This is a genomic window from Paraburkholderia silviterrae (genome assembly GCF_004353915.1).
Lineage (GTDB): Bacteria > Pseudomonadota > Gammaproteobacteria > Burkholderiales > Burkholderiaceae > Paraburkholderia > Paraburkholderia silviterrae.
Map to the genome: position 1 here is coordinate 28,636 of NZ_SMRP01000029.1, position 24,890 is coordinate 53,525.

A 24,890-nucleotide genomic window follows, 5' to 3' on the forward strand; every position below is an offset into this window, starting at 1 on the left:
CAATTTGGGCTTAAGCCGCCGAGGTCCTTCCGATCCGGGTGCGTGGCGCGAGAATCGTTTGCAAACCTGGAGAAATTCGGGTGCTCAAGGGCCGCAAGCGAATTGCGCAGGAATCCCCGGCTGAAGCCGCGACGCAGACACCGATCCGATGACCACCGGTTTCTTACAGAAAATCTTTGGCAGCCGCAATCAGCGCCTGATCAAGCAATATCAGAAGAAGGTCGCGGCGATCAACGCGCTCGAACCGACGATCGAGCAATACACCGACCAGCAACTGCGCGCGAAAACGTCTGAGTTCCGCGAGCGCGTGGCCAATGGGACGTCGCTCGACGAGCTGCTGCCCGAGGCGTTCGCCGTCTGCCGCGAGGCGAGCAAGCGTGTGCTGAAGATGCGCCACTTCGACGTGCAGCTGATCGGAGGCATGGTCCTGCACTACGGCAAGATCGCTGAAATGCGCACGGGTGAGGGCAAGACGCTCGTCGCCACGCTCGCGGCGTACCTCAATGCGCTCTCAGGCCGCGGCGTGCACGTCGTGACCGTGAACGACTACCTCGCGCAGCGCGACGCCGAGTGGATGGGCCGCCTCTACAACTTCCTCGGTCTGTCCGTCGGCATCAACCTGTCGCAGATGGACCACGCCATGAAGCAAGAGGCGTACGGCGCGGACATCACCTACGGCACGAACAACGAGTTCGGCTTCGACTATCTGCGCGACAACATGGTCTACGAGACCGAGGCGCGCGTGCAGCGCGCGCTGAACTTCGCCGTGGTCGACGAAGTGGACTCGATCCTGATCGACGAAGCGCGTACGCCGCTCATCATCTCGGGTCAGGCCGAAGACCACACCGAGCTCTACGTGCGCATGAACGCGCTGCCGCCGCTGCTCGAGCGCCAGATCGGCGAAGAGAAGGCCGACGGCACGGGCGTCGAGAAGCCGGGCGACTACACGCTCGACGAAAAGGCGCGCCAGGTGTTCCTCACGGAGTCGGGCCACGAGAAGGCCGAGCGTATGCTCGCCGAGTGGGGCCTGATCGGTCAGGGCGAGAGCCTGTACGCGCCGCAAAACATCACGCTGATGCACCACGTGTACGCCGCGCTGCGCGCGCACACGCTGTTCTTCAAGGATCAGCATTACGTGGTGCAGAACGGCGAAGTGGTCATCGTCGACGAATTCACGGGCCGCCTCATGGCCGGCCGCCGCTGGTCGGACGGTTTGCACCAGGCCGTGGAAGCGAAGGAGCACGTGAAGATCCAGAGCGAGAATCAGACGCTCGCCTCGATCACGTTCCAGAACTACTTCCGCATGTACGCGAAGCTCTCGGGCATGACCGGCACGGCCGACACCGAAGCGTACGAATTTAACGAGATCTACGGCCTCGAAACGGTCGTGATCCCGACCAACCGCGTGCCAAAGCGGATCGACAAGCAGGACCAGATCTACAAGACGGCGAAGGAGCGCTATGACGCGGTGATCCGCGACATCCGCGAGTGCTACGAGCGTGGCCAGCCGGTGCTGGTCGGCACCACGTCGATCGAGAACTCGGAAGTGCTCGCCGACCTGCTCGTGAAGGCCGGTCTGCCGCACGAAGTGCTCAACGCGAAGCAGCACGCGCGGGAAGCTGCGATCGTCGCCGAAGCCGGCCGTCCGAAGCGCATCACCATCGCCACCAACATGGCAGGCCGCGGCACCGACATCGTGCTGGGCGGCAACGCCGAGAAGCAGGCCTCGTTCATCGAAGCCGACGAAGCGATTCCCGCCGACGAAAAGGCGCGCCGCATCCAGCAGCTCAACGACGAATGGCAGACGTTGCACGATCAGGTGAAGGCCGCGGGCGGCCTGCACATCATCGGCACCGAGCGCCACGAGTCGCGCCGTATCGACAACCAGCTGCGCGGCCGTGCGGGCCGCCAGGGCGACCCGGGTTCGTCGCGCTTCTATCTGTCGCTCGAAGACCCGCTGCTGCGCATCTTCGCCGGCGACCGCGTGCGCGCGATCATGGACCGCCTCAAGATGCCCGAAGGCGAGGCGATCGAGGCAGGCATCGTCACGCGTTCGATCGAGTCGGCGCAGCGCAAGGTCGAAGCGCGCAACTTCGACATCCGCAAGCAGCTGCTCGAATACGACGACGTATCGAACGACCAGCGCAAGGTGATTTACCAGCAGCGCAACGAGTTGCTCGAGGCGCATGACATTACCGAAACCATCGGCGCGATGCGTCATGGCGTGATCACGGACATCGTGCGCCAGTTCGTGCCGCACGGCAGCATCGAAGAGCAGTGGGACGTGCCCGAGCTCGAAGAAGTGCTGCGCAACGAGTGGCAGCTCGACCTCGCGATTCAGGAGATGATCAACGAGTCGTCGTCGATCGATGCCGATGAGATTCTCGAAGCCGTGCTGGCCGCTGCCGACGAGGCGTACGAGCAGAAGGTCGCGCTCGTGGGCCGCGAATCGTTCAGCGCGTTCGAGCGCTCGGTCATGCTGCAGACGCTCGACCGCAGCTGGCGCGAGCACCTCGCGGCGCTCGACCACCTGCGCCAGGGTATCCATCTGCGCGGCTATGCGCAGAAGAACCCGAAGCAGGAGTACAAGCGCGAGGCGTTCGAGCTCTTCGCCGCAATGCTCGATTCCGTGAAGACGGAAGTCACGCGCATCGTCATGAACGTGCAGATCCAGTCGCCGCAGCAACTGGAAGAAGTCGCCGAGCAGATCGACGAGCAGGGCAGCCATCTGGTGGACAACGTTGAATTCCGTCACGCCGAATTCGCCGAAGCCGCCGCGGCGCCGACCGCCGCGGCGCCCGTGGCAGTGGACGCCGCAGCGGCCATGGTTGGCGCGGCCATGAGCCACGCACATGGTGGGGACAGCGTGCCGAAGGTCGGCCGCAACGATCCGTGCCCGTGCGGCAGCGGCAAGAAGTACAAGCAGTGCCACGGCAAGATCTCGTGATGGGCGTGGCGGCGCGAGCTTGTCTTGCCGCTCGCGCCGCTCGCCGCATCGCGCGGCTTGACCGTTGATTCCGGTGGCCCGCATCTTTCAGGCGGGCCTTACGTTTTGAATTTCCCAATGCCGGCCCGGCTGACAGACGCCTCGGCCGGCATTGCCTTTTCGACAGGTCGCCACCATGGCTGTCAATTTCCCCTCGATCGAACCCGCACAACTTCATCCGGTCGCCGGCGTGACGCTCGGCTGGGCGGAAGCCAACATCCGCAAGCCCAATCGCAAGGACGTATTGGTGATTTCCGTCGATGAAGGCGCGAGCGTCGCGGGCGTGTTCACGCTCAACCGTTTCTGCGCGGCGCCGGTGACGGTGTGTCGCGAGCATCTCGCGAAGGTGCGCGCGGGCGGCAAGGGGATCCGTGCGCTGGTGATCAACACCGGCAACGCGAACGCGGGCACCGGCGAGCCGGGCCTCGTGAACGCGCGCGAGACTTGCGACGAGCTCGCGCGCCTCGCGGGCATCGAGCCCTCGCAGGTGCTGCCGTTCTCGACCGGCGTGATTCTGGAGCCGCTGCCGATCGACCGTCTGAAGGCGGGATTGCCTGCTGCGCTCGCGAACCGCAAGGCCGCGAACTGGTACGACGCCGCACAGGCGATCATGACGACCGACACGTTGCCGAAGGCCGCTTCGCGCCAGGTTACGATCGACGGCCACACGGTCACGCTGACGGGCATCAGCAAGGGCGCGGGCATGATCAAGCCGAACATGGCGACCATGCTCGGCTTCCTCGCGTTCGACGCGAACGTCGCCCAGCCCGTGCTCGACGAGCTCGTGAAATACGTGGCCGACCGCTCGTTCAACTGCATCACGATCGACGGCGATACCTCGACCAACGACTCGTTCATCCTGATCGCCTCGGGCAAGTCGAGCCTGCCGGCAATCACCTCGACGGATTCGCCCGCTTATGCCGCGCTGCGCGACGCCGTGACCGAAGTCGCGCAAACGCTCTCGCAACTGATCGTGCGCGACGGCGAAGGCGCGACCAAGTTCATGACCGTGCAGGTCGAAGGCGGCAAGGACGTGGCCGAGTGCCGCCAGATCGCCTACGCGATTGGCCACTCGCCGCTCGTGAAAACGGCGTTCTACGCGTCCGATCCCAACCTGGGCCGCATTCTGGCCGCCATCGGCTATGCGGGCGTGACGGATCTGGACGTCGAAAAGATCGACCTGTATCTCGACGACGTGCTCGTTGCCAAGGCGGGTGGGCGCAACCCCGACTACCGCGAGGAAGACGGCCAGCGCGTGATGAAGAAGAGCGAGATCCTGATCCGCGTGCTGCTCGGCCGCGGCGACGCGCAGGCCACCGTCTGGACCTGCGACCTCTCGCACGACTACGTGAGCATCAACGCCGATTACCGGTCCTGATTGCGGGTGCTGACCGCGCTTTTAAGCGCGGTCCTTAACTGCGCTCCTCAACCGCGATTCCTGATTGCAAGCTCGATTCCCATGGACAAGCTCGAACAGTTTTTGACCCGCGCCGAAGCGCTGCTCGGCCGCCTTGAAGCCGTGCTGCCGCCGTCCGCGCCCGAAGTCGACTGGAGTGCGGCCGTCGCGTTTCGCTGGCGCAAGCGCCAGGGCCGCGGGTTCCTGCAGCCGGTGCCGGCCATCTCGACGATCTCGCTCGACGACCTGCAGAACATCGACCGCCAGAAGGGCCTCATCGACCGCAACACGCGCCAGTTCGTGCAGAAGAAGCCCGCGAACAACGTGCTGCTGACGGGCGCGCGCGGCACCGGCAAGTCGTCGCTCATCAAGGCCTGCCTGAACGCGTACGCGCAAGACGGCCTGCGCCTGATCGAAGTCGACAAGGACGATCTGCACGATCTCGGCGATATCGTCGACCTGATCGCGACGCGCCCCGAGCGCTTCATCGTGTTCTGCGACGACCTCTCATTCGAAGAGGGCGAGTCGGGCTACAAGGCGCTGAAGGTGGCGCTGGACGGCTCCGTGGCCGCACAGTCGGACAACGTGGTGATCTATGCGACCTCGAACCGCCGCCATCTGCTGCCCGAGTACATGAGCGACAACGAGTCGTACAAGCACATGCCCGACGGCGAGATTCATCCGGGCGAAGTGGTGGAAGAGAAAATTTCGCTTTCGGAACGCTTCGGCCTTTGGGTGAGCTTCTATCCGTTCAAGCAGGACGACTACCTGACGATCGTTGGCCACTGGCTGCGCCACTTCGGCTGCGGCGACGCCGAAGTCGAGTCGGCGCGCGGCGACGCGCTCGTCTGGGCGCTGGAGCGCGGCTCGCGCTCGGGCCGTGTAGCGTGGCAGTTCGCGCGCGACTGGTCGGGCAAGAAGGCGCAAGAGGCATGACCGATCCGATGAAGGACCCGGCCGCGCCGGCGCGTGCGGTGACGGAAGTTGCCGTGGGCGTGCTGGTGCAGCCCGATGGCCGCTATCTGCTGGCCCAGCGCCCCGACGGCAAGCCCTATGCGGGCTACTGGGAGTTCCCGGGCGGCAAGCTGGAAAAGGGCGAATCTGTCGAGGCGGCACTGGCGCGCGAACTGCACGAGGAACTGGGTATCTACGTGAAAGCGTGCCATTTGTGGCATACGCTCGAGCACGACTATCCGCATGCGTACGTGCGGCTCTACTTCTGCAAGGTGACTGAATGGAGCGGCGAGCCGCATGGCCGCGAGGGTCAGGCGTTCGTATGGCAGTCGCTGCCGGCGAGTGTCGAGCCGCTGCTGCCTGCGACCATTCCTGTGCTGGAGTGGCTGGCGGCGGAGTGAACCCGCCTCGCCAGAACGACACAAGCCGCTGCGTGAAAACGCGCAGCGGCTTTTTTTACGTCTCCTGCGACAGCGAGTGGCCGCGGCGCACGCGCTTACTGGCGCGTGTCCGTGGGCGGCGCTTCATCGTCGGGCGGCGTATCTTCGTCGTTGCCGCCGATCCGATACTTTTCGGCGGCCCAGGCGCCGAGATCGATCTGTTTACAGCGTTCGGAGCAGAACGGGCGGAAGCGGTTTTCCGGCACCCAGCGGACATCCTTGCCGCAGGCGGGGCATTTGACAACGGTGGTCATTCGGTCGAACGGTCTGTGGGTTTGTGACTCGGTGCCGTCTTGCATGGCGGTGCCGAGATTCGCAAAAAATGGCAAAAAACGCAGCGCTTCAGCAGGCGCGCAATTCGCGTGCCTTCACAGGCTGCACAGCGTGAGCTGAAACGGCACGTCCTGATCGACGGCACGCGGACGCAGATCGCCGTCCTGCACGGTGAAGCGCACCCAGAGCATGTACTTGTTGGCGCTCGCTTCGGGAATGACGCGCAATTCCGGTGCCACGCGCACCTGCATCAACTGATACGTGCGGCCCGAAAGCATCTGTTGATAGCTGCCCTGCATGGCCATCACCTTCGATGCCTGACCGGACTCGCGCGCAAGACGCAACACGATGCTCGCGGCGTCGCGCAGCGGCAGGAGCGGCATGACCCACTTCGCGATGTCCTGGCGGCGCTGATCCGGATGCAACTGCTGCCATGCGTAGTACGAAGGCAAATCGAACTTGCAGGTGCCGCCAGGAATGATTGCGCGGCTACGGATGCTGGTGAGCCATTCGTTGTCCGCAAGATGCTGGCCGGTCTTGCCCTGCATATGCGTGAGACCCGCGAGCGTCTGCTCGATCTCGCCAAGGACGGCTTCGAGCGCGTTCTGTTCGATGCCGGGATTGCCGCGGAACGGTGCGAGCGTCTGACGTTGCCTTTCGAGTTCCTTCATCAGGTCCGACTTGAGGTCGGCGCGGCCCGCGACTTCCGCGATTTCGAAGAGCGTCGTGAGCGCAACGTGATGTTCCCTCGGATCCTCCTGGGTCAGGAAAAACGTGAAGCGCTCGAAAAGATCTTCGAGGCGCAGCAGCGTCCGGATTCGCTCGTTGAAGGGATACTCGTAAAGAATCAAGCGCGATCGCCTCGGACGTGGTCGATAAAGGATTGCAGGACATTCTAATGCCGCGAGTCTGCGGTCGCAATCGCGCACAGCCCGTGTGCGCGCCTAATTCAGGGCATTTTCCTGACGAATGCAGCAGTCTTGTGCTGCTCAACTGCGAACCCTGCTGCGACGCGCGCCGCATGCGGTTTGACCAGCGCATTTACCCTTCGTTACGCGCGTGACAGTGCGAGGTAGCGCTCGTGCAGCGTTTGGACATCCTGAGCGAGTGCTTCGAGCTTGGCGCCGTCGTTGACGATCACGTCGTCGGCTGCGGCGAGGCGTGCTTCGCGCGTTGCCTGGCGTGCGATGATCGCGAGCACCTGCTCGCGCGTGAAGCCGTTGCGGCGCATCACGCGCGCGATCTGCGTTTCTACGCTGCAATCCACGGCGAGCACGCGATCGACACGCGTTTTCCAGCTGCCGGATTCGACGAGCAGCGGCACTACCACGATCACGTAAGGCCCGTTGGCCTCGCGCGTCTCGCGTTCGGTTTCGGCGCGAATCAGCGGGTGTGTGATGGCTTCGAGCCGCTTGCGCGCCGCCTCGTCGCCGAACACGAGCGCGCGCATGCGTGCGCGGTCCATGGAGCCGTCGGCGGCAACGAATTCAGGGCCGAATTGCGAGGCGATCGCGGCCATGGCAATGCCGTGCGGTGCGGTGATGCGGTGCGCGATCACATCCGTGTCGACGAGCGGCACGCCGCGCGCCGCGAACAGGTCCGCGACGGTGGATTTGCCGCTGCCGATACCCCCAGTCAATCCGACCGCAATCATCAATCAATTCCCCCACGCAAAAACAGCATAAAGCGGTGTGCCCGCAAACAGCGTGACGAGTGCGCCCGCGGCGAGATATGGCCCGAAGGGCAGCGGCTCTTCGAAACGCATGCGTCCGCTCAAGGTGGCGGCGAGGCCGACCACGGCACCGGTTACCGCGGCGATCACGACGATCTGCGGCAGCGCGGTCCAGCCGAGCCAGGCACCGAGCGCGGCGAGCAGCTTGAAGTCGCCGTGTCCCATGCCCTCGACGCCGCGCAGCAGCCTGAACAGCCAGTAGACGCACCACAGTGCGAGATAGCCCGCCACCGCGCCAATCACAGCGGCCTGCAGATCGGTGAACGTTTGCGCGAGATTCACGAGCAGGCCGGCCCAGATGAGTGGCAACGTGATCGCATCGGGCAGCAGTTGATGTTCGAGGTCGATGGCGCTCGTTGCGATGAGCGTCGCGCACAGCGCGAACGCAGCAAGCGCCTTGCCCGTAGGGCCAAACGCGAGCAGCGCACCGGCGGCGCACAGCGCGCTGGCGATCTCGATCAGCGGATAGCGCACGCTCACGCGCGAGCCGCACTGCGAGCAGCGGCCGCGCAGCGCGAGCCAGCTCGCGAGGGGAATGTTTTCCCACGCGCGCAACACGTGACCGCAATGCGGGCAGGCGCTGCGCGGCAGCCAAAGGTTGTAGCGGGCGGGCAGGCCGTCGTTTGCGCTGTCGTGTGCGCCGTCGTTTCCGAAGAGCTCGCCGCTCGTGGGCGCGTGACCGAACGCTTCGGCGGCATCGGCGCGCCACGCGCGCTCAAGCATGATCGGCAGTCGATGCACGACCACATTCAGGAAGCTGCCGACGACAAGACCGATCACGATCGCGAAGCCCATCAGCATCCCGGGCGGCAGCGCGCCGAGGGCGGCCGCGAAGGAGGCGGCCGTATCGATGGGCGTTACTGGCGCAAGCGACGTGGCACGGGCGGCCGAATCCATCATGGAAGACGCGGGTGTAGCAGCGGCGGCGGACGAAAGGAGGACGGACATGAGTGGAGAACCGTAATCTGGCAGCGATGCTACACCACGTTGCCGAGTTGAATGATGGGAAGATACATGGCGACGACGAGGCCACCGACCAGCGCGCCGAGCACCACGATCACGAGCGGCTCGCACAGGCTCGCGACGAGTGCGATCTTTTCGTCTACCTGACGGTCGGCGAGCGCGGCCACGTTGAGCAACATGGCGTCGAGCGCGCCGGACTCCTCGGCGACCGCAACGGGCTGGATCACGTCCGCGGGAAAGCAGCCGGCTGAGCGCATGGCCGAGGCGAGCCGCTCGCCGTGCCGCAGCCGCGCACTGATATTCGCGCTTGCATGGTCGAAGAAGGCATTTCCGCTTGCATGCGCAAGCGAGTCGAAGGCATCGGCTAACGGCGTGCCGGCGGCGAGCAGTGTGCCGAGCGCGCGGCTCCAGCGTGCGGCGCACAACGTAGTCATCAGCGTGCCCACGAGCGGCAGCGCGAGCACGATGCGCCCGAACGTGAGGCGTGCCGCTTCGGAGCGCCGCAACAGCGCGTGCAACGCGAATGTTGCGCTGGCGGCGCAGCCGGCGGCGGGGATGCTCCAGCGCGCGGCGGCGGCCGAGAGCATCAGCACGAACTGCGTGGGGGCGGGCAGCGCCGCACCGAATCCTTCGAAGATCTGCTTGAAGGTGGGCACGACCCAGACCAGCAGCGCCGCCGTAATGGCGAGTGCGAGCAGCAGCACCGCGACCGGGTAGGTGAGCGCCGCGCGCACCTTGGCGCGTTGCGCGGCGGCGCGCTCGCGGTCGTCGGCGATGCGTGCGAGCACGGCGGCGAGCGCGCCCGAGGCCTCGCCGACAGCGATGAGCTGGCAGTAAAGCGCGCCGAACCGCGAAGGATGCTGCGCGAGCGAATCGGAAAAGCGCATGCCTGCCGTGATCTCGCGCGCGAGCGTGGCGGCGATGCGGGGCAGGCCACGCGGTCCCGGTGCCTGCGCGAGCAGTTCGAGCGCGCTCGCGAGCGGCAAGCCGGCGCGCAGCAGACTGGCGAGCTGGCGCGTGAAGCGTGTGATGTCCGCCTGGCTCGCGCGCGGCTGCGGAGCCGGGCCGCGTCGCTCGAGCGCGGTGGCGGTAATGCGTTCGCGCTTGAGCACGCTGCGCGCTGCCGCTGCATCGAAAGCGATCAGCATGCCGCTTCGCGTCGCGCCTGCCGCGTCGAGGCCACGCCACGCGAAGCGCGAGTCGGACGAGGGCGGTGCGCGCTTCACGATGGCGCGTCCGTTGCGCAGAGCGCTTCGGCGAGGCTCGTCGTGCCGTCGCGCACGCGTGCGAGCGCCGCGTCGCGCAGCGTGGCCACGCCTTCCGCGCGGGCCTGGCGCGCGATTTCGTGCGCGCTGCGCTGCGCGACGATCAACTCGCGCATGGCGGTGCTGACCGGCATCACTTCATGGATGCCAACCCGCCCCCGGTAGCCGATGCCATGGCACGCTTCGCAGCCGCGCGCAATAAAGGGCTGCGATGCTTGCCGCGCTTCGCCCGGGCCGTCGTCGAGACCGGCCGCGCTGAGCGCCACCGCCGATTCGTCGGATCTCACGCGGCACTTCGCACACAAGCGCCGCACGAGCCGCTGTGCCGTGACGAGGCGCAACGCCGCGGCGAGGTTATACGGTTCCACGCCGATGTCGATGAGCCGCGCGAGCGCAGCGGGCGCGTCGTTCGTATGCAGGGTGGAGAGCACGAGGTGGCCGGTCTGTGCTGCCTTGACCGCGACGCTGGCCGTTTCTTCGTCGCGGATCTCTCCGATCATGATGACGTCCGGGTCTTGGCGCAGCAGCGCGCGCAACGCCAGCGCGAAAGTGAGCCCGGCCTTCTCGCGCACGTTGACCTGATTGATGCCGGCGAGCTGAATTTCCGCTGGATCCTCGACGGAGCACAGATTGCGCGATGCGTTGTTGAGCATCTGCAGGAAGCAATAGAGCGACAGCGTCTTGCCACTGCCGGTTGGGCCCGTGACCAAAACGAGCCCGTGCGGCGCGCCAATCGCTGCACCGAGCGTTTGCTGCTGCGATTGGTCGAGGCCGAGCGCGGCGAGCGAGAGGTCGGCAGGCAAGGCTTCGAGCCGGCGCAGCACGAGCTTTTCTCCGTGCAGCGTAGGCAGCGAGTTCACACGGTAGTCCTCGTGCGCCTGCGTTTCGCCGCGCGGCGAGAGCCGCAGGCGCCCGTCCTGGGGAATGCGCCGCTCGGCAATGTCCATGCGCGCGAGCACCTTGATGCGCGTGACGAACGCATCGCGCAGGTGCGCTGGCGGCCGCGCGCTCTCGTGCAGCACGCCGTCGATGCGCAGGCGGATGCGCCAGCCGTGTTCGAGCGGCTCGACATGCAGATCGGAGGCGTTACGTCGTGCGGCTTCGCGCAGCGTTTCGGCGAGCAGGCGCACGGCCGGTGCGTCGTCGGGCGCAATGGATGCAGAAGCAGAGGCTGGCGCAGCAAGGCCGGTGCGCACTGCGCCACCGGTAGACGCGCCTTCGGTGACGAGCGCTGCACAGACACGCATACCATGCGTGGCAGGCGCACAGGAACGATCAGGAATGGAAAACATCGATTGCCGGCCCGAAGCCGCCGTGAGCGAGTGATGGCTTCATCATCGGCTCGCGCGGAAGTCCGCGCCATTCAGCCGAACGGCTAACGTCCCGGCAGCAGCTTCTTCGCCTTGTTCAGCGCGCCTGTGCTTTTATTGGGCTTGGTGCCCGGCTTGAACAGCTTGACCGTACGCACAGCCTGATCGTCGCTACGCAGCACTTCGAGTTTCACGTCGCCGATCTGCACGCACACGTCGCCTTCGGGAATCTCTTCGAGCACTTCCAGGATGAGGCCATTGAGCGTTTTCGGGCCGTCCGTGGGCAGCTTGATGTGCAGCCAGCGATTGAGCTCGCGCAAGGGCATGCTGCCCGGCACGATGCACTCGCCCTGATCGTTCCAGCCGCCGCGACCGGTGCCGCTGCGCGGCATGGTGCTCGTGAATTCGCCGATCAGCTCTTCGATGATGTCCTCGGGCGTGACGAGTCCTTCCATTTCGCCGTATTCGTTCACGACGAGCGCGATGCGATGCCGGCTTTCCTGGAAATACTGAAGCTGCTGGAAGGCGGGCGTGCCTGTGGGCACGAAGTACGGCTCGGCGAGCAGCTCGCGCAGCGTCTCGCGCTCGAAGTCCTGGTTGTGCAGCGCGGTCAGCGTCTTGCGCACATGCAGCACGCCAAGCACGCGGTCGATGTCGCCTTGATAGACGACGAGCTTGTTGTGATAGCAAGTTTCGAGCTGATGCAGGATGTCTTCGAGCGGCGCGTCATAGTCGAGCGCCTCGATACGCCGGCGCGGAATCATTACATCGTCGACGGTGATGTTTTCGAGATCGAACAGGTTCAGCAGGATGCTGCGGTGCTTGGTGGGCATGAAGCTGCCCGACTCGAGCACGATGGTGCGCAACTCCTCGGTCGAGAGCCGCTGCTCGTGTGCCTTGCTCGTGTTGATGTGCAGCACGCGCAGGATGCCGTTCGCGAACATGTTCACGAACCAGATGAGGGGCTTGGTCACGCGCATGAGCGGCGCGATCAGCAGGCTCGCCGGCAGCGCGATCTTCTCGGGAAAGGTGGCGCCGACGATCTTCGGCGTGATCTCCGCAAACACGATGATGAGGAACGCGACGATGCCGGTCGCGATCGAGAGTACCAGGCTGTTATGACCGAACGTGTGCAGCGCGATCGAGGTGGTCAGGACCGGAATGATGGTGTTGAAGAGATTGTTGCCGATCAGGATGACCGAGAGCAGCAGGTCGGTACGCGCGAGGAGCTTCTGTGTGGTCTTCGCGCCGAGCGTGCCGTGGTTCGCGAGATATTTCAGCCGATGGCGATTGAGCGCCATCATCGCCGTTTCGGAGATGGAGAAGAAGCTGGAGCAGATGAGCAGGACGAAGATGGCGCAAATCTGCGCCCATAAGGGAATGTGGTCCACGCGTCGAGAAAGAGAGGGGAGCGGATGAGGAAACTATAACAGAGGGGTGCGGGGGCACCGGCCCATCTGGCGTGTGCGCTGGCCGTACGGATAAGGCGTATGGCGGTCTTGGGCGAAACGGCTTCAGGACGACGAACGCACGCGAAAAAAAAGCCGCGCAATCAATGCGCGGCTTTTTTCGAAATTCTGGTCGGGGTGAGAGGATTCGAACCTCCGGCCTCTACGTCCCGAACGTAGCGCTCTACCAGGCTAAGCTACACCCCGAATTTACTGCTGAACTCTCAAACTCGCTTTGTCTTGTTCAAGACTGGCGCGTCGTCGAGTAAGAACATAATTCTAGCAGGCTCTCTTTGTATTGGGAAGAGGGAAATGACGAAATTGCTGCGGCAGCGGCCTGTGCCTCGGCCTTCGCGCATTGCAGCGTGTGATCGAGCGCACCCGAACGCGTGATGGCCGCGAAGATTTCGTCGAAGCGCGCCGTGCCGCCTTGCTCGATTGCCTCGCGCGCGAGCGCTGCCTCAGTTGCCGTGCCGTGCTCGATCAGCCAGATGAGTGGCAGGGTGGGCTTGCCTTCGCGCAGGTCGTCGCCGGCGTTCTTCCCCATCGACTCGGCGGTGCCGGCGTAGTCCAGCCAGTCGTCCATGATCTGGAATGCCGTGCCGATGCGCCGGCCATATTCCGCCGCCGCTTCTTCCGTGCGCGCATCCGCCCCCGAAAGCACTGCGCCCAGTTGCGCCGCCGCCTCGAAAAGCTTGGCCGTCTTGTAGCGGATCACCTGCATGTAGCGGCCCGTGTCGACGTCGGCGTCGTGCATGTTCAGAAGCTGAAGCACTTCGCCTTCGGAGATGATCGTCGTGGCCGCCGAGAGGATCTCCATCACGCGCATCTTGCCCACGCCCACCATCATCTCGAACGAGCGCGAATACAGGTAGTCGCCCACCAGCACGCTGGCTGCGTTGCCGAACAGGGCATTGGCCGTCTGGCGGCCGCGCCGCAGGTCGGATTCGTCGACGACGTCGTCATGCAGCAGCGTGGCCGTATGGATGAACTCGACGACGGCCGCGAGCACATGGCGGTGCGGGCCACGCTCGCCAAGCGCGCCGGCCACGAGCAGCAGCAGGGCCGGGCGCAGCCGCTTGCCGCCAGCGCCGATGATGTACTCGGAGATCTGGTTGATCAGCATCACCTCGGACGCCAGACTCTGCCGGATGACACGGTTGACCTGCTCCATGTCACTGGCGATGGGCGCGAGCAGGGTGGCTGCGCTGGGGGAATGGGTGGCGGTGGACGACATGATGGCAAATATAGGTAGTGCCGCGGATTATAAGGCGAATCGGCGGCGCGCCGGACGCTGCCCTGCCGTTTGGCCAGGGTTTCCTCGATGCTTCCCTCTATTCGATGCGCATTGCGCTGCGCGATGCTGTGTGCGATCGGGCGTGTTCCCGCATTCTGCGAGGCGTGCTTCGCGCTGGCCTCGCCGGTTGCCGCTGAAATGCTGCCGTCAATACCTTTTGACCGTGCAGCTAACTCTATGTATAATCTAAGGTTTCCTGGGTGCGCAGTGTGCCCGGGATTATTGAAGAGTGAGGTTCTCAATGTACGCGGTCATAAAAACCGGCGGCAAGCAGTACAAGGTTGCCGTTGGCGAAAAACTTAAAGTAGAACAGATACCGGCTGACATTGACGCAGAAATCACGCTCGACCAGGTTCTCGCAGTGGGCGAAGGCGAATCGATTAAGTTCGGTACGCCGCTGGTCAGTGGGGCTTCCGTCAAGGCCACCGTTGTGTCGCAAGGCCGACACGCCAAAGTGACCATCTTCAAGATGCGTCGCCGGAAGCACTACCAGAAGCATGGCGGCCACCGCCAGAACTACACCGAACTGCGCATCGACGCGATCAACGCGTAAGCGCACGCAGGTAAAGGAGCAAACAAATGGCACACAAAAAGGCAGGCGGGTCGTCACGTAACGGCCGCGACTCAGAGTCGAAACGACTTGGCGTCAAGGTGTTCGGCGGCCAGGCGATCCTCGCAGGCGGCATCATCGTTCGCCAGCGCGGCACGCGTATGCACCCGGGCCTGAACGTCGGCATCGGCAAGGACCACACGCTCTACGCGCTGGTCGACGGCCACGTCGCGTTCTCGACCAAGGGTGCGCAGAACAAGCACATGGTCAACGTCGTTCCGGCAGCGGCCTAAGTTTTTTACCCCGCCCGCGAGCGGGCTAAAAAGCGACGCAAGGAAAGCCCCGCGAAGTTTGCGGGGCTTTTTGTTTCTGCGCTTGCCCGGCAGCTTGCCTGATCCGGCACGCTGGCCAGACGTGCCCTGGCCGATTGGCTTGGGCCGTTCGGCCAGGTTGGCCGGCGAGGCTGCTGCGGGCAAAATAACGACATTCACGGGACGGAGTAACTCATGAAGTTCATTGACGAAGCGAAGATCGAAGTCATCGCCGGCGATGGGGGCGATGGCAGCGCGTCGATGCGACGCGAGAAGTTCGTCCCGTTCGGCGGGCCGGACGGTGGCGACGGCGGGCGCGGCGGCAGCGTTTATGCGCTGGCTGACCGCAACATCAACACGCTCATCGACTACCGCTATACGAAGAAGCACCTGGCGCGCAACGGCGAAAACGGCCGCGGCGCGGACTGCTACGGCAAGGGCGGCGACGACATCACGCTGCGCATGCCGGTGGGCACGGTCATCACGGATCTCGACACGGGCGAGCTGATCGCCGACCTGACCGAGCACGACCAGCGTGTGATCGTCGCGAAGGGCGGCGCGGGCGGCCTCGGCAACCTGCATTTCAAGTCGTCGACCAACCGCGCGCCGCGCCAGAAGACCGATGGCAAGCCGGGCGAGCGCCGCATGCTCAAGCTCGAGCTCAAGGTGCTGGCCGACGTCGGCCTGCTCGGCATGCCGAATGCGGGCAAGTCCACGTTCATCTCCTCGGTGTCCAACGCCAAGCCGAAGATCGCCGACTATCCGTTCACCACGCTCGCACCGAACCTGGGCGTGGTGCGTGTGGGCCCGAGCAAGAGCTTCGTGATCGCCGACATTCCGGGCCTGATCGAAGGCGCCGCCGAAGGCGCGGGCCTCGGCCATCAGTTCCTGCGCCATCTGCAGCGCACCAACCTGCTGCTGCATCTTGTCGACCTGGCGCCGTTCGACGAAAGCGTCGACCCGGTCGCGGAAGCGAAGGCCATCGTCGAAGAGCTGCGCAAGTACGACGAGACGCTGTACGAAAAGCCGCGCTGGGTTGTGCTGAACAAGCTCGACATGGTGCCCGCGGAAGAGCGCGCGGCGCGTGTCGCCGACTTCGTGAAGCGTTTCGAATGGGACGGCCCGGTTTTCGAAATTTCGGCGCTCACTGGCCAGGGCTGCGAGAATCTTTGCTACGCGGTGTACGACTACGTCTCCGCGCATTCGGACGCGCGCCGCGCTGCCGATGCCGAAGATCTCGCTTCCGACGTGCGTTTTCGCGAGGGTGCACAGGGCCAGGACGACCAGGGCACTGCGCAGCCGCAGGAATAAGCCGCCGTACGCGCCGGTGTGCGGGCCGCGCCGGCAGTGTCAAGGAAACCTCACGCGTCACAGTCATTTGGGGAGACAGCGCAGCATGCGTTCCGTCATCGCCGATTCACGGCGTCTGGTAGTGAAAGTCGGTTCGAGCCTCGTCACGAACGATGGTCGTGGGCTCGATCATGCGGCCATCGGCCGCTGGGCCGCGCAGATCGCGGCGCTGCGCGCGCAAGGCAAGGAGGTGGTGCTCGTGAGCTCGGGCGCCATTGCCGAAGGCATGCAGCGTCTTGGCTGGACGAAGCGCCCGCGTGAGATCGACGAGCTGCAGGCCGCCGCCGCGGTCGGCCAGATGGGCCTCGCGCAGGTCTACGAGAGCCGCTTTGCGGAGCATGACATTCGCACCGCGCAGATCCTGCTCACGCACGCCGACCTCGCGGACCGCGAGCGCTATCTGAACGCGCGCTCCACGCTGCTCACCTTGCTGCGCCTCGGCGTGGTGCCCATCATCAACGAGAACGACACCGTGGTCACCGACGAAATCAAGTTCGGCGACAACGACACGCTCGGCGCGTTGGTGGCGAACCTGATCGAAGGCGACGCGCTCGTCATTCTTACCGACCAGACGGGTCTCTATACCGCCGACCCGCGCAAGGATCCATCGGCCACGCTCGTCCAGGAAGCCGACGCGGGCAAGCCGGAACTCGAGGCGATGGCTGGCGGCGCGGGTTCGAGCATCGGCCGTGGCGGCATGCTCACGAAGATCCTCGCGGCCAAGCGTGCGGCGCATAGTGGCGCGAACACCGTGATCGCGAGCGGTCGCGAGGCCGACGTGCTAGTGCGGCTTGCCAAGGGTGAGGCGATCGGCACGCAGCTCATCGCGCGCACCGCGCGCATGGCCGCGCGCAAGCAATGGATGGCCGATCACCTGCAGGTGCGCGGCCACGTGGTGATCGACGACGGCGCCGTGCAGAAGCTCACGGCCGACGGCAAGAGCCTCCTGCCCATCGGCGTGGTCGGCGTGCAGGGCGCCTTCGCGCGCGGCGAAGTGATTGCGTGCCTGAACGGCGAGGGCCGGGAAGTCGCACGCGGTCTCACCAACTACAGCAGTGCCGAAACGAAGCTCATCCAGCGTCATCCGAGCGGCGAGATCGAGAGCATTCTCGGCTACATGCTGGAGCCGGAGCTCATTCACCGCGACAATCTCGTGCTGATCTGAGCACGCTCGCTTCCGCGTTTAGCTGGGGGCGTCCTCTAGGTGACAAAAAGCCGCAGCGGTCCTCGACCGTTGCGGCTTTTTTTTGGGGGGCAATCGGGCTTGCACGGCCTGAGGCTGCGCGAGCGCCCGGGTGTCAGCGCACGAGCGACGACTGCGTGCGCCCGTAGCGGAGGTTCTCGACGATCGTCGCAGCCTTCGCGACCGGCATCTTGTTCGCGCAGAAGTAGTCCTGATAAAGCGCCGAGTGATAGGCGTTGAGCGTGCCGTTCTCGATGCGCGACCAGTCGTTCGCCACGGTTTGGTCCCAGCCGTTGTGATCGGCGTTCAGGCTCGCGTAGAGGCGCCACTCGTAGGTATCGCAGCGGATCCCTTCGTAGTTGATGTTGCGTGCGCCGTTCGGGCTCGTGATGACGATCGTGTAGCGCACGACGCCGTCGTTGCCCACGGTGAGCGACGCTGGATCGATCGAGAACTTCAGCGGCGTATTGTTCGAGACGTCGAAGCCGAACAGCTTCGTATCGGCCTGTGGCAGCGCCGGCAGTCCTTCGAGCTTGTCTTCCTGCCAGGTGCCTTTGCGATCGAGCAGGTAGACGAAAGCACTGTCGTCCTTGTTGGTGGGGCCAGAGCTGCCGCAACCGGCCAGCAGGACGCTACTTGCGGCCGCGGTGCACACCGCGGCAAGAGCCAATCGTTTCAAATTGATATTCCTTCGATGCACCGGCGCTGCGCGCGAGGAATGCGCGGCGCCACGGATGCGAACCGCCGCGCGCGACGCCGCGCATCGATGTGCGTGGCGCCGGCGCTGCCGGTCCGGCGTTCAGTGCGACGTCGCGAGCCTTGCTTGTCTTACCTTTGCTCGCCCGGCGCAGGCTCGATCATACTCCCCGCGGCACCGCAGTCGCTTTCGAGCGCGGCCTGGCTCGCGGCATCGGCAAGCGATGGCTCGAGCTGTACCGCCTCGGCGTGCGCCGACGTGACGATGCGCGGATAGCGCACCTCATGACCGTGCACACCGCCGCCACGTGCGGTGCGCGGCATGGCCGGGCGCCGCAGGAAACGCGAAAGCTCGGTCAGCGCGAGCTGATAGACGTCGCGCTTGAACTCGATGACCGCTTCGAGCGGCACCCAATATTCGTTCCAGCGCCACGCATCGAACTCGGGATGCTCCGTTGCCCGCAGGCAGATATCGCAGTCGCGCCCGACCATACGCAGCAGAAACCAGATCTGTTTCTGACCGCGATAATGGCCGCGCACTTCGCGCTTGATGAACTTGTCCGGCACCTCATAACGCAACCAGTCGCGCGTGCGACCGACGATCTTGACGTGCTCCGGATGCAAACCGGTTTCTTCGTGCAACTCCCGATACATTGCCTGCATGGGGGTCTCACCATATTTGATGCCCCCTTGCGGAAACTGCCAGGAATGTTCGCGAACCCGCTTGCCCCAAAACACCTCGTTTCGCGCGTTCAAGAGGATGATGCCGACGTTCGGGCGAAACCCCTCACGATCCAGCATACAACCACCTTCGAATCCTTTAAAATTGCTTTGATTATAAACAGATAACGGCCCTTCCGCACCCGATGGCCATCCGCGCCCCGGAACATTGGACCGCGCATTGGACCGATTTGCGAAGCGCGAGCAAACCGCACCGGCCGCAAGGCCGTCTGATGTCATCTGCACGGCGCCTTGGGCGTTGTCATAATGTCGGGTCTGTGAACTCCACCGTTGGACACTTTCGGGCGGCCCATCACCGGGCTGCCGCCTTTGGAAAACTCTGAATGAAAGCCTCCCGTTTCTTTATCGGCACCCTGAAGGAAGCGCCGGCTGACGCCGAAATCGTCAGCCACAAGTTGATGGTCCGCGCGGGCATGATTCGCCGCATCGCGGGCGGCATCTACAACTATCTGCCGATCGGCCTGCGCTCGATCCGCAAGGTCGAGCAGATCGTGCGCGAGGAAATGAATCGCGCCGGCGCGATCGAGCTCCTGATGCCGGCCGTGCAGCCGGCCGAGCTCTGGCAGGAGTCGGGCCGCTGGGAGCAATACGGGCCAGAACTGCTGCGCTTCAAGGATCGCAAGCAGAGCGACTTCGTCATGGGGCCGACGCACGAGGAGGTCGTCACCGACATCGCGCGTGGCCAGATCAAGAGCTATCGCCAGCTGCCGGTGAACTTCTATCAGGTCCAGACGAAGTTCCGCGACGAAATCCGTCCCCGTTTCGGTGTGATGCGCGGTCGCGAGTTCATCATGAAGGACGCGTATTCGTTCGATAAGGACGTCGACGGCCTGAAGCTCTCGTATCAGAAGATGTACGACGCCTATGTGCGCATCTTCACGCGCCTGGGCCTCCATTTCCGCGCGGTCGCGGCCGACAACGGCTCGATCGGCGGCAGCGGATCGCACGAATTCCACGTGATCGCGGAAACCGGCGAAGACGACATCGCGTATTGCCCGACCTCGGAATTCGCGGCCAACGTCGAAGCGGCGGAAGCGCTGCCGCTCATCGCGGCGCGCGGCGCGGCCACCGAGCCGCTCACGAAGACCCCGACGCCGGGCGCGGCGAAGTGCGAGGCGGTTGCCGAGATGCTTGGTATTCCGCTCGAGCGCACCATCAAGTCGATCGTGCTGGCAACGGAAAACGAGGGCGCCGAGCCCACGATCTGGATGCTGATGCTGCGCGGCGACCACGATCTGAACGAGATCAAGGCCGGCAAGCTCGAGGGCCTCGCGGGCTTCCGCATGGCGACCGAAGCCGAGATCGTCGAGTGGTTCGGCACGCCGCCGGGCTACCTCGGGCCACTGAACACGAAGAAGCCCGTGAAGGTGATCGCCGACCGCACGGTCGCGAACATGAGCGACTTCGTGGTGGGCTCCAACGTCGTGGACTTCCACACCACGGGCGTGAACTGGGGCCGCGACCTGCCGGAGCCCGTCGTCGCCGACATCCGCAACGTGAAGAAGGGCGATCCCTCGCCGGACGGCAAGGGCGTGCTCGACATCTGCCGCGGCATCGAAGTGGGCCACGTGTTCCAGCTCGGCACCAAGTACTCCGATGCAATGGGCGCGACCTGCCTTGCCGAGAACGGCAAGCCCGCGCCGATGCAGATGGGCTGCTACGGCATCGGCATCACGCGTATCCTCGGCGCGGCGATCGAGCAGAACTTCGACGAGAAGGGCATCATCTGGCCGGAATCGATCGCGCCGTTCCAGGTCGTGGTCTGCCCGATGGGCATGGACCGCAGCGAGCTCGTGCGCGAGCACGCCGAGCGCGTCTACGACGAACTGCTGAAGGCCGGCGTGGACGTGATCCTCGACGACCGCGGCGAGCGTCCGGGCGTGATGTTCGCCGACTGGGAGTTGATCGGTGTGCCGCATCGTCTCGTGATCGGCGAGCGCGGCTTGAAGGAAGGCAAGATCGAGTACCAGGGCCGCCGCGACGCCGAAGCAACGCTGCTGCCGGCCGAAGAGGCCGCGCAGTCCGTGGTGCAGAAGATCCAGGCCGCACTCGCCATCTGATGCCGATGCCGATGGCAAACCTGAGCTAAAGGAGCGCCGCGCACGTGGAATATAGCTTCCTGTCCGCGACGGTCCTGCTGCTGCTCATCACCGATCCGCTCGGCAACATCCCGCTTTTCATCGGGTGTCTGCATCATGTGGCGCGGGAGCGTCGCGCAATCGTGATCCTGCGCGAAGTGGCGATCGCGTTCGTGATCCTGCTCATCTTCATGGTGGCCGGCAACGCCTTCCTGAGGATGATGGGGCTCACGGACACGTCGCTGCGCATCGGCGGCGGCATCGTGCTGTTTCTGATCGCGCTGCGCATGATCTTCCCGCATCCTGGCGGCCCGTTCGGCGGCAGCGACAAGGGCGGCGAGCCGCTCATCGTGCCGCTCGCGATTCCCGCGCTCGCAGGGCCGTCGGCGCTCGCCACGGTCATGCTGCTCACCTCGCAGGCGCCGGGCAAGCTGCTCGAGTGGATAGGCGCGCTGGTCGTGACGATGGCGATCTGCGCTATCGTGCTGGTGCTCGCTGAGCGCATCCAGCAGTGGCTCGGCGAGCGCGTGGTGACGGCCTTCGAGCGGCTGATGGGCCTCGTGCTCGTGGCGATCTCGGTGGAGATGATCCTCGCGGGGATCAGCACGTTCGTGCATCACCTCTGACGTCGTTTTCTCGCGTCGGAGACAAAAAAAGCAGCCCGTGGGCTGCTTTTTTCATGGTGCTTCCTGATTGCAGATGCCGCATCGGGTGCATCAAGCGTGCTTCAAGCGCCTTCGGTCAGCGCCCGGATGGTGGGCAGATTGCGCCAGTAACCCTTCGCGTCCATGCCGCAGCCGAACACGTAGCGATCCGGCACCGAAAAGCCGCAGTAGTCCGGATGCAGCGGCTTCGCCTTCGGGATGATCTTTTCGCACAGCACCGCCGAGAGGAAGCGCTTCGCGCCCATCGCCATGATGCGGTCGCGGATCGCGGCCATGGTCTCGCCTTCATCGAGGATGTCGTCGAGCACGAGCACGACGCGGTCCTTCACCGACTCGCGCGGCGCCACGCGCCACTGCATTTCCGCGCTGCCCTTGATGGCGTTGCGATAGCGTGTGAGGTGGATGTAGTCGAACTCGAGCGGGAAGTCGAGATGCGGCAGCAGCATGCCGGTGAACACGGCGGCGCCGCCCATCACCGACAGCACGAGCGGAAAGTCCTCGCTGATCTCGGCGCGGATGGCTTCGGCCATCTGGCCGATCGACGCATTGACGTCGCCCTCTGAAACGATCTCTTCGGAGTGGCGGAAAATGTGGAGAGCTTCTTCGCGATTCATGACTCTGGCGGGGCAGTGGCTGTAGCTATTCAGTGTGGAAAATAACGGCGGCGCGCGCTACAGCAAAAACCCGCGCATGATAAATCCAGTTCGCGCGCCGTGTCGTGTTGTGTCGATTGGGGCCGCCCGTGCGCGATGCGGCGCGCGGCCCGCGGGATCGACACAATCGATAATCAGCGCATGCCGGGCATCATGCCCTTCATGCCGCGCATCATCTTCTGCAGATTGCCGCCCTTCAGCTTCTTCATCATGGTGCGCATCTGGTCGTACTGGTTCAGAAGGCGGTTCACTTCCTGGACCTGCACGCCCGCGCCGGCCGCGATGCGGCGCTTGCGCGTGGCCTTGATGAGCTCGGGCTTGGCGCGCTCGGCGGCCGTCATCGAGTTGATGATGCCTTCCATGCGGCGCATCTGCTTCTCGGCCTGGCCCATGTCGGCGCCCGATGCGGCCTGCTGGAACTGCGCGGGTAGCTTGTCCATGAGCGAGGAAAGGCCGCCCATCTTCTTCATTTGCGAGAGCTGCGCGCGGAAATCGTTGAGGTCGAAGTCGCCGCCCTTCTTGACCTTGTCGGCGAGCTTCTGCGCGGCTTGCACGTCCACGCCGCGCTGCGCTTCCTCGACGAGCGCGAGAATGTCGCCCATGCCGAGAATCCGGTTCGCCATGCGCTCCGGATAGAACACTTCGAGGCCGTCGAGCTTTTCCGCGACGCCGACGAACTTGATCGGCTTGCCGGTAATGTGGCGTACGGAAAGCGCCGCGCCGCCGCGCGAGTCGCCGTCGAGCTTGGTGAGCACGACGCCGGTGAGGGGCAGGGCGTCGTTGAACGCCTTGGCCGTGTTGACCGCGTCCTGGCCGAGCATGGCGTCCACGACGAAGAGCGTCTCCGCCGGCTTGAGCGAGGCGTGCAGGGCCGTGATCTCGTTCATCATCGCCTCGTCGATACCGAGGCGGCCGGCCGTGTCGACGAGCAGCACGTCGTGATAGTGGCGCTTGGCCCAATCGACGGCCGCATTGGCGATGTCGACAGGTTTTTGATCGGGTTGCGAGGGGAAGAAGTCGGCGCCGACCTGCTCCGTGACCGTCTTCAGCTGCGCGATAGCGGCAGGGCGGTAGACGTCGCAGGAAACGGTGAGCACCTTCTTCTTGTACTTCTCGCGCAAGAGCTTGGCGAGCTTGCCGACCGTGGTGGTTTTACCGGCGCCCTGCAGGCCCGCCATCAGGATGACCGCGGGCGGCGTGACCGCGAGATCGAGCTCGGCGGCCTTGCCTTCGTAGTCGCCGCCGATCACGGCGGTCAGCTCGCGCTGCACCACGCCGACGAGCGCCTGGCCAGGCGAGAGGCTGGCGATCACTTCCTCGCCGAGCGCCTTCTCTTTCACTTTGGCGATGAACTCGCGCACGACGGGCAGCGCCACGTCTGCTTCGAGCAGTGCGAGGCGCACTTCGCGCAGCATTTCCTGCGTGTTGGCCTCGGTCAGCCGGGCCTCGCCGCGCAGCGTCTTGACGACGCGCGCCATCCGTTGAGTGAGATTGTCGAGCATGGGGAGCGGTGAGCAGTGCGGCCCGGCAAGCGCGCGCGGAAGCGGGAATCGAGGGCGATTCGTCACGATCCGTCGTTCAGAGGGGGCCTATAGTAAACTTCGAACATGGATATTGTACTGTATGCCCTCACCGTGCTCCTGTACGGCGGTTTGTGCGCCGCCGACTGGCGGGCATTGCGCCGCGCGAGCGTCGCGCCGCTCTTTGGCGGCGTCCCGCCGGTTCCGGTGACGGTTGCCGCGGGTGCACCGGGTGTTCCCGCCGGTTCGGGCGATGGCTCGCCGCGTGCGCGCAACTTCGGCCCGCTTTCTCGTGGGCTGCTCTTCGTCGCGCTCGCCGCGCACGGCGTGCTGCTGCACATGACGATCTTCCCCGCCAACGAAATGGTGTTCGGCTTCGCGTTTGCGTTGTCGGCCATGTTCTGGCTCGGCGCGGTGATCTACTGGATCGAGAGCTTTTTCTTTGCGCTCGACGGGCTGCGTTTGCTGCTGCTGCCACTGGCTGCGTTCGCGGCGATCCTGCCGCTCGTGTTCGGTGGCGTGCGCGTGCTGCCGTACGCGGCCGCGCCGATGTTCAAGCTGCATTTCGTCATCGCCAACGTCGCCTACGGGCTCTTCGCGATCGCCGCGCTGCACGCGGTGCTGATGCTCGCGGTGGAGCGCCGTTTGCATGCGCTCAAGGGTGCGGGTTTCCAGCGCAACGGCGGTGGCCGTGGCAATCGCGGGGGCAACGGCGGAGGTCATCTCGGCGGCGGCTGGCTGTCGAACTGGATCGAGACGCTGCCGCCGCTCCTCACGATGGAGAAGCTGCTGTTTCGTCTGATCGGCGCGGGCTTCGTGCTGCTCACGGCCACGCTGGTCTCGGGCATCGTATTCAGCGAGCAACTGATCGATCGCCCGCTCTCGCTCGACCACAAGACCGTGTTCGCGATCCTGTCGTGGCTGATGTTCGGCTCGCTGCTCACCGCGCGCAAGATTTCCGGCTGGCGCGGCCGTGCCGCGCTGCGCTGGGTGATCGCGTCGTTCGTTGCGCTCCTGCTCGCCTATGTGGGCAGCCGCTTCGTGTTCGAGGTGCTGTTGCACCGTCCCGTCGTCTGACG

23 protein-coding genes and 1 tRNA gene are annotated in these 24,890 nt (G+C 64.8%); 11 read left to right on the forward strand and 13 right to left on the reverse strand.

From position 1 onward, the window contains the following. The first annotated feature begins 148 nt into the window (after window positions 1–148). From secA to EYW47_RS33810, 4 genes are all read left to right on the forward strand, one after another. Window positions 149–2,947 (forward strand): preprotein translocase subunit SecA, encoded by a 2,799-nt coding sequence (gene secA, locus EYW47_RS33795; protein WP_133199164.1) that lies wholly within the window; start codon window positions 149–151, stop codon window positions 2,945–2,947. A gap of 175 nt (window positions 2,948–3,122) precedes the next feature. After that, window positions 3,123–4,364 carry a bifunctional glutamate N-acetyltransferase/amino-acid acetyltransferase ArgJ gene (gene argJ / locus EYW47_RS33800; protein ID WP_133199165.1) on the forward strand — a complete coding sequence of 414 codons (1,242 nt, stop codon included), beginning with the start codon at window positions 3,123–3,125 and terminating at the stop codon, window positions 4,362–4,364. An 81-nt stretch (window positions 4,365–4,445) separates the two neighbouring features. Continuing rightward, window positions 4,446–5,318, forward strand: coding sequence for an ATP-binding protein (locus tag EYW47_RS33805; RefSeq protein WP_133199166.1), 873 nt, complete (start codon window positions 4,446–4,448; stop codon window positions 5,316–5,318). Next, the gene (locus EYW47_RS33810; protein ID WP_240764034.1) at window positions 5,315–5,737 is read left to right on the forward strand and encodes an NUDIX domain-containing protein; all 423 of its coding nucleotides are present in this window, start codon (window positions 5,315–5,317) and stop codon (window positions 5,735–5,737) included. The genes EYW47_RS33805 and EYW47_RS33810 overlap by 4 nt, the downstream gene beginning before the upstream one ends. A gap of 95 nt (window positions 5,738–5,832) precedes the next feature. Here EYW47_RS33810 and EYW47_RS33815 read toward each other — a convergent pair whose 3' ends face one another. From EYW47_RS33815 to EYW47_RS33855, 9 genes are all read right to left on the reverse strand, one after another. Next, entirely contained in the window at window positions 5,833–6,030 is a 198-nt protein-coding gene (locus EYW47_RS33815; RefSeq protein ID WP_133199205.1) for a DNA gyrase inhibitor YacG, read from the reverse strand. Between the two features lie 114 nt (window positions 6,031–6,144). Further along, entirely contained in the window at window positions 6,145–6,900 is a 756-nt protein-coding gene (gene zapD / locus EYW47_RS33820; RefSeq protein ID WP_133199167.1) for a cell division protein ZapD, read from the reverse strand. A 200-nt stretch (window positions 6,901–7,100) separates the two neighbouring features. Continuing rightward, window positions 7,101–7,703 carry a dephospho-CoA kinase gene (gene coaE, locus EYW47_RS33825; RefSeq protein WP_133199168.1) on the reverse strand — a complete coding sequence of 201 codons (603 nt, stop codon included), beginning with the start codon at window positions 7,701–7,703 and terminating at the stop codon, window positions 7,101–7,103. Window positions 7,704–7,706: 3 nt separating this feature from the next. Next, window positions 7,707–8,681 carry a prepilin peptidase gene (locus tag EYW47_RS33830; RefSeq protein ID WP_165976749.1) on the reverse strand — a complete coding sequence of 325 codons (975 nt, stop codon included), beginning with the start codon at window positions 8,679–8,681 and terminating at the stop codon, window positions 7,707–7,709. A gap of 77 nt (window positions 8,682–8,758) precedes the next feature. Then, window positions 8,759–9,973: a type II secretion system F family protein gene (locus EYW47_RS33835; protein WP_377785369.1), complete on the reverse strand. Its 1,215-nt coding sequence runs from the start codon at window positions 9,971–9,973 to the stop codon at window positions 8,759–8,761. Next, entirely contained in the window at window positions 9,967–11,256 is a 1,290-nt protein-coding gene (locus tag EYW47_RS33840; protein WP_133199169.1) for a GspE/PulE family protein, read from the reverse strand. Before EYW47_RS33840 ends, EYW47_RS33835 begins: the two co-directional genes overlap by 7 nt. A 128-nt stretch (window positions 11,257–11,384) precedes the next feature. Then, complete coding sequence (locus EYW47_RS33845; RefSeq protein WP_133199170.1) at window positions 11,385–12,710, reverse strand: HlyC/CorC family transporter; 1,326 nt, start codon at window positions 12,708–12,710, stop codon at window positions 11,385–11,387. A gap of 187 nt (window positions 12,711–12,897) precedes the next feature. Next, a tRNA-Pro gene (locus tag EYW47_RS33850) sits at window positions 12,898–12,974 on the reverse strand. 37 nt (window positions 12,975–13,011) lie between these two features. Further along, window positions 13,012–14,004, reverse strand: coding sequence for a polyprenyl synthetase family protein (locus EYW47_RS33855; RefSeq protein WP_133199171.1), 993 nt, complete (start codon window positions 14,002–14,004; stop codon window positions 13,012–13,014). Window positions 14,005–14,305: 301 nt separating this feature from the next. On the opposite strand from EYW47_RS33855, the gene rplU reads away from it, so the two are divergent. From rplU to proB, 4 genes are all read left to right on the forward strand, one after another. Then, window positions 14,306–14,617 carry a 50S ribosomal protein L21 gene (gene rplU, locus EYW47_RS33860; RefSeq protein ID WP_007180329.1) on the forward strand — a complete coding sequence of 104 codons (312 nt, stop codon included), beginning with the start codon at window positions 14,306–14,308 and terminating at the stop codon, window positions 14,615–14,617. Between the two features lie 26 nt (window positions 14,618–14,643). Then, entirely contained in the window at window positions 14,644–14,907 is a 264-nt protein-coding gene (gene rpmA / locus EYW47_RS33865) for a 50S ribosomal protein L27 (protein WP_133199172.1), read from the forward strand. Window positions 14,908–15,120: 213 nt separating this feature from the next. After that, window positions 15,121–16,236 carry an Obg family GTPase CgtA gene (gene cgtA / locus EYW47_RS33870; RefSeq protein WP_133199173.1) on the forward strand — a complete coding sequence of 372 codons (1,116 nt, stop codon included), beginning with the start codon at window positions 15,121–15,123 and terminating at the stop codon, window positions 16,234–16,236. Between the two features lie 85 nt (window positions 16,237–16,321). Continuing rightward, complete coding sequence (gene proB, locus EYW47_RS33875) at window positions 16,322–17,440, forward strand: glutamate 5-kinase (RefSeq protein ID WP_133199174.1); 1,119 nt, start codon at window positions 16,322–16,324, stop codon at window positions 17,438–17,440. A gap of 133 nt (window positions 17,441–17,573) precedes the next feature. On the opposite strand, the gene EYW47_RS33880 is transcribed toward proB, so the two are convergent. Both EYW47_RS33880 and EYW47_RS33885 read right to left on the reverse strand, forming a co-directional pair. Then, entirely contained in the window at window positions 17,574–18,137 is a 564-nt protein-coding gene (locus tag EYW47_RS33880; RefSeq protein WP_133199175.1) for a CNP1-like family protein, read from the reverse strand. A 149-nt stretch (window positions 18,138–18,286) separates the two neighbouring features. Beyond that, complete coding sequence (locus EYW47_RS33885; protein ID WP_133199176.1) at window positions 18,287–18,955, reverse strand: RNA pyrophosphohydrolase; 669 nt, start codon at window positions 18,953–18,955, stop codon at window positions 18,287–18,289. 263 nt (window positions 18,956–19,218) lie between these two features. Here EYW47_RS33885 and EYW47_RS33890 point away from each other — a divergent pair, with 263 nt between their 5' ends. Both EYW47_RS33890 and EYW47_RS33895 read left to right on the forward strand, forming a co-directional pair. Beyond that, window positions 19,219–20,955 carry a proline--tRNA ligase gene (locus EYW47_RS33890; RefSeq protein ID WP_133199177.1) on the forward strand — a complete coding sequence of 579 codons (1,737 nt, stop codon included), beginning with the start codon at window positions 19,219–19,221 and terminating at the stop codon, window positions 20,953–20,955. A 44-nt stretch (window positions 20,956–20,999) separates the two neighbouring features. Beyond that, window positions 21,000–21,599: a MarC family protein gene (locus EYW47_RS33895; RefSeq protein ID WP_133199178.1), complete on the forward strand. Its 600-nt coding sequence runs from the start codon at window positions 21,000–21,002 to the stop codon at window positions 21,597–21,599. Window positions 21,600–21,700: 101 nt separating this feature from the next. On the opposite strand, the gene EYW47_RS33900 is transcribed toward EYW47_RS33895, so the two are convergent. Together EYW47_RS33900 and ffh are read right to left on the reverse strand one after the other, a co-directional pair. After that, the gene (locus EYW47_RS33900) at window positions 21,701–22,252 is read right to left on the reverse strand and encodes a hypoxanthine-guanine phosphoribosyltransferase (protein ID WP_133199179.1); all 552 of its coding nucleotides are present in this window, start codon (window positions 22,250–22,252) and stop codon (window positions 21,701–21,703) included. 173 nt (window positions 22,253–22,425) lie between these two features. Further along, a complete protein-coding gene (gene ffh / locus EYW47_RS33905; RefSeq protein WP_133199180.1) occupies window positions 22,426–23,793 on the reverse strand; it encodes a signal recognition particle protein in 1,368 nt (455 codons plus the stop codon). Window positions 23,794–23,898: 105 nt separating this feature from the next. Between ffh and EYW47_RS33910 the strand changes: the two genes are divergently transcribed. Then, the gene (locus tag EYW47_RS33910) at window positions 23,899–24,888 is read left to right on the forward strand and encodes a cytochrome C assembly family protein (protein WP_133199181.1); all 990 of its coding nucleotides are present in this window, start codon (window positions 23,899–23,901) and stop codon (window positions 24,886–24,888) included. Window positions 24,889–24,890: the final 2 nt, after the last annotated feature.

What these genes read in the sequence shown, in the direction of transcription:
- secA (WP_133199164.1), top strand. Translation starts at nt 149, where the DNA reads ATGACCACCGGTTTCTTACAGAAAATCTTTGGCAGCCGCAATCAGCGC.
- argJ (WP_133199165.1), top strand. Translation starts at nt 3,123, where the DNA reads ATGGCTGTCAATTTCCCCTCGATCGAACCCGCACAACTTCATCCGGTC.
- EYW47_RS33805 (WP_133199166.1), top strand. Translation starts at nt 4,446, where the DNA reads ATGGACAAGCTCGAACAGTTTTTGACCCGCGCCGAAGCGCTGCTCGGC.
- EYW47_RS33810 (WP_240764034.1), top strand. Translation starts at nt 5,315, where the DNA reads ATGACCGATCCGATGAAGGACCCGGCCGCGCCGGCGCGTGCGGTGACG.
- EYW47_RS33815 (WP_133199205.1), bottom strand. Translation starts at nt 6,030, where the DNA reads ATGACCACCGTTGTCAAATGCCCCGCCTGCGGCAAGGATGTCCGCTGG.
- coaE (WP_133199168.1), bottom strand. Translation starts at nt 7,703, where the DNA reads ATGATTGCGGTCGGATTGACTGGGGGTATCGGCAGCGGCAAATCCACC.
- EYW47_RS33830 (WP_165976749.1), bottom strand. Translation starts at nt 8,681, where the DNA reads ATGATGGATTCGGCCGCCCGTGCCACGTCGCTTGCGCCAGTAACGCCC.
- EYW47_RS33840 (WP_133199169.1), bottom strand. Translation starts at nt 11,256, where the DNA reads ATGCGTGTCTGTGCAGCGCTCGTCACCGAAGGCGCGTCTACCGGTGGC.
- EYW47_RS33855 (WP_133199171.1), bottom strand. Translation starts at nt 14,004, where the DNA reads ATGTCGTCCACCGCCACCCATTCCCCCAGCGCAGCCACCCTGCTCGCG.
- rplU (WP_007180329.1), top strand. Translation starts at nt 14,306, where the DNA reads ATGTACGCGGTCATAAAAACCGGCGGCAAGCAGTACAAGGTTGCCGTT.
- rpmA (WP_133199172.1), top strand. Translation starts at nt 14,644, where the DNA reads ATGGCACACAAAAAGGCAGGCGGGTCGTCACGTAACGGCCGCGACTCA.
- cgtA (WP_133199173.1), top strand. Translation starts at nt 15,121, where the DNA reads ATGAAGTTCATTGACGAAGCGAAGATCGAAGTCATCGCCGGCGATGGG.
- proB (WP_133199174.1), top strand. Translation starts at nt 16,322, where the DNA reads ATGCGTTCCGTCATCGCCGATTCACGGCGTCTGGTAGTGAAAGTCGGT.
- EYW47_RS33885 (WP_133199176.1), bottom strand. Translation starts at nt 18,955, where the DNA reads ATGCTGGATCGTGAGGGGTTTCGCCCGAACGTCGGCATCATCCTCTTG.
- EYW47_RS33890 (WP_133199177.1), top strand. Translation starts at nt 19,219, where the DNA reads ATGAAAGCCTCCCGTTTCTTTATCGGCACCCTGAAGGAAGCGCCGGCT.
- EYW47_RS33900 (WP_133199179.1), bottom strand. Translation starts at nt 22,252, where the DNA reads ATGAATCGCGAAGAAGCTCTCCACATTTTCCGCCACTCCGAAGAGATC.
- ffh (WP_133199180.1), bottom strand. Translation starts at nt 23,793, where the DNA reads ATGCTCGACAATCTCACTCAACGGATGGCGCGCGTCGTCAAGACGCTG.
- EYW47_RS33910 (WP_133199181.1), top strand. Translation starts at nt 23,899, where the DNA reads ATGGATATTGTACTGTATGCCCTCACCGTGCTCCTGTACGGCGGTTTG.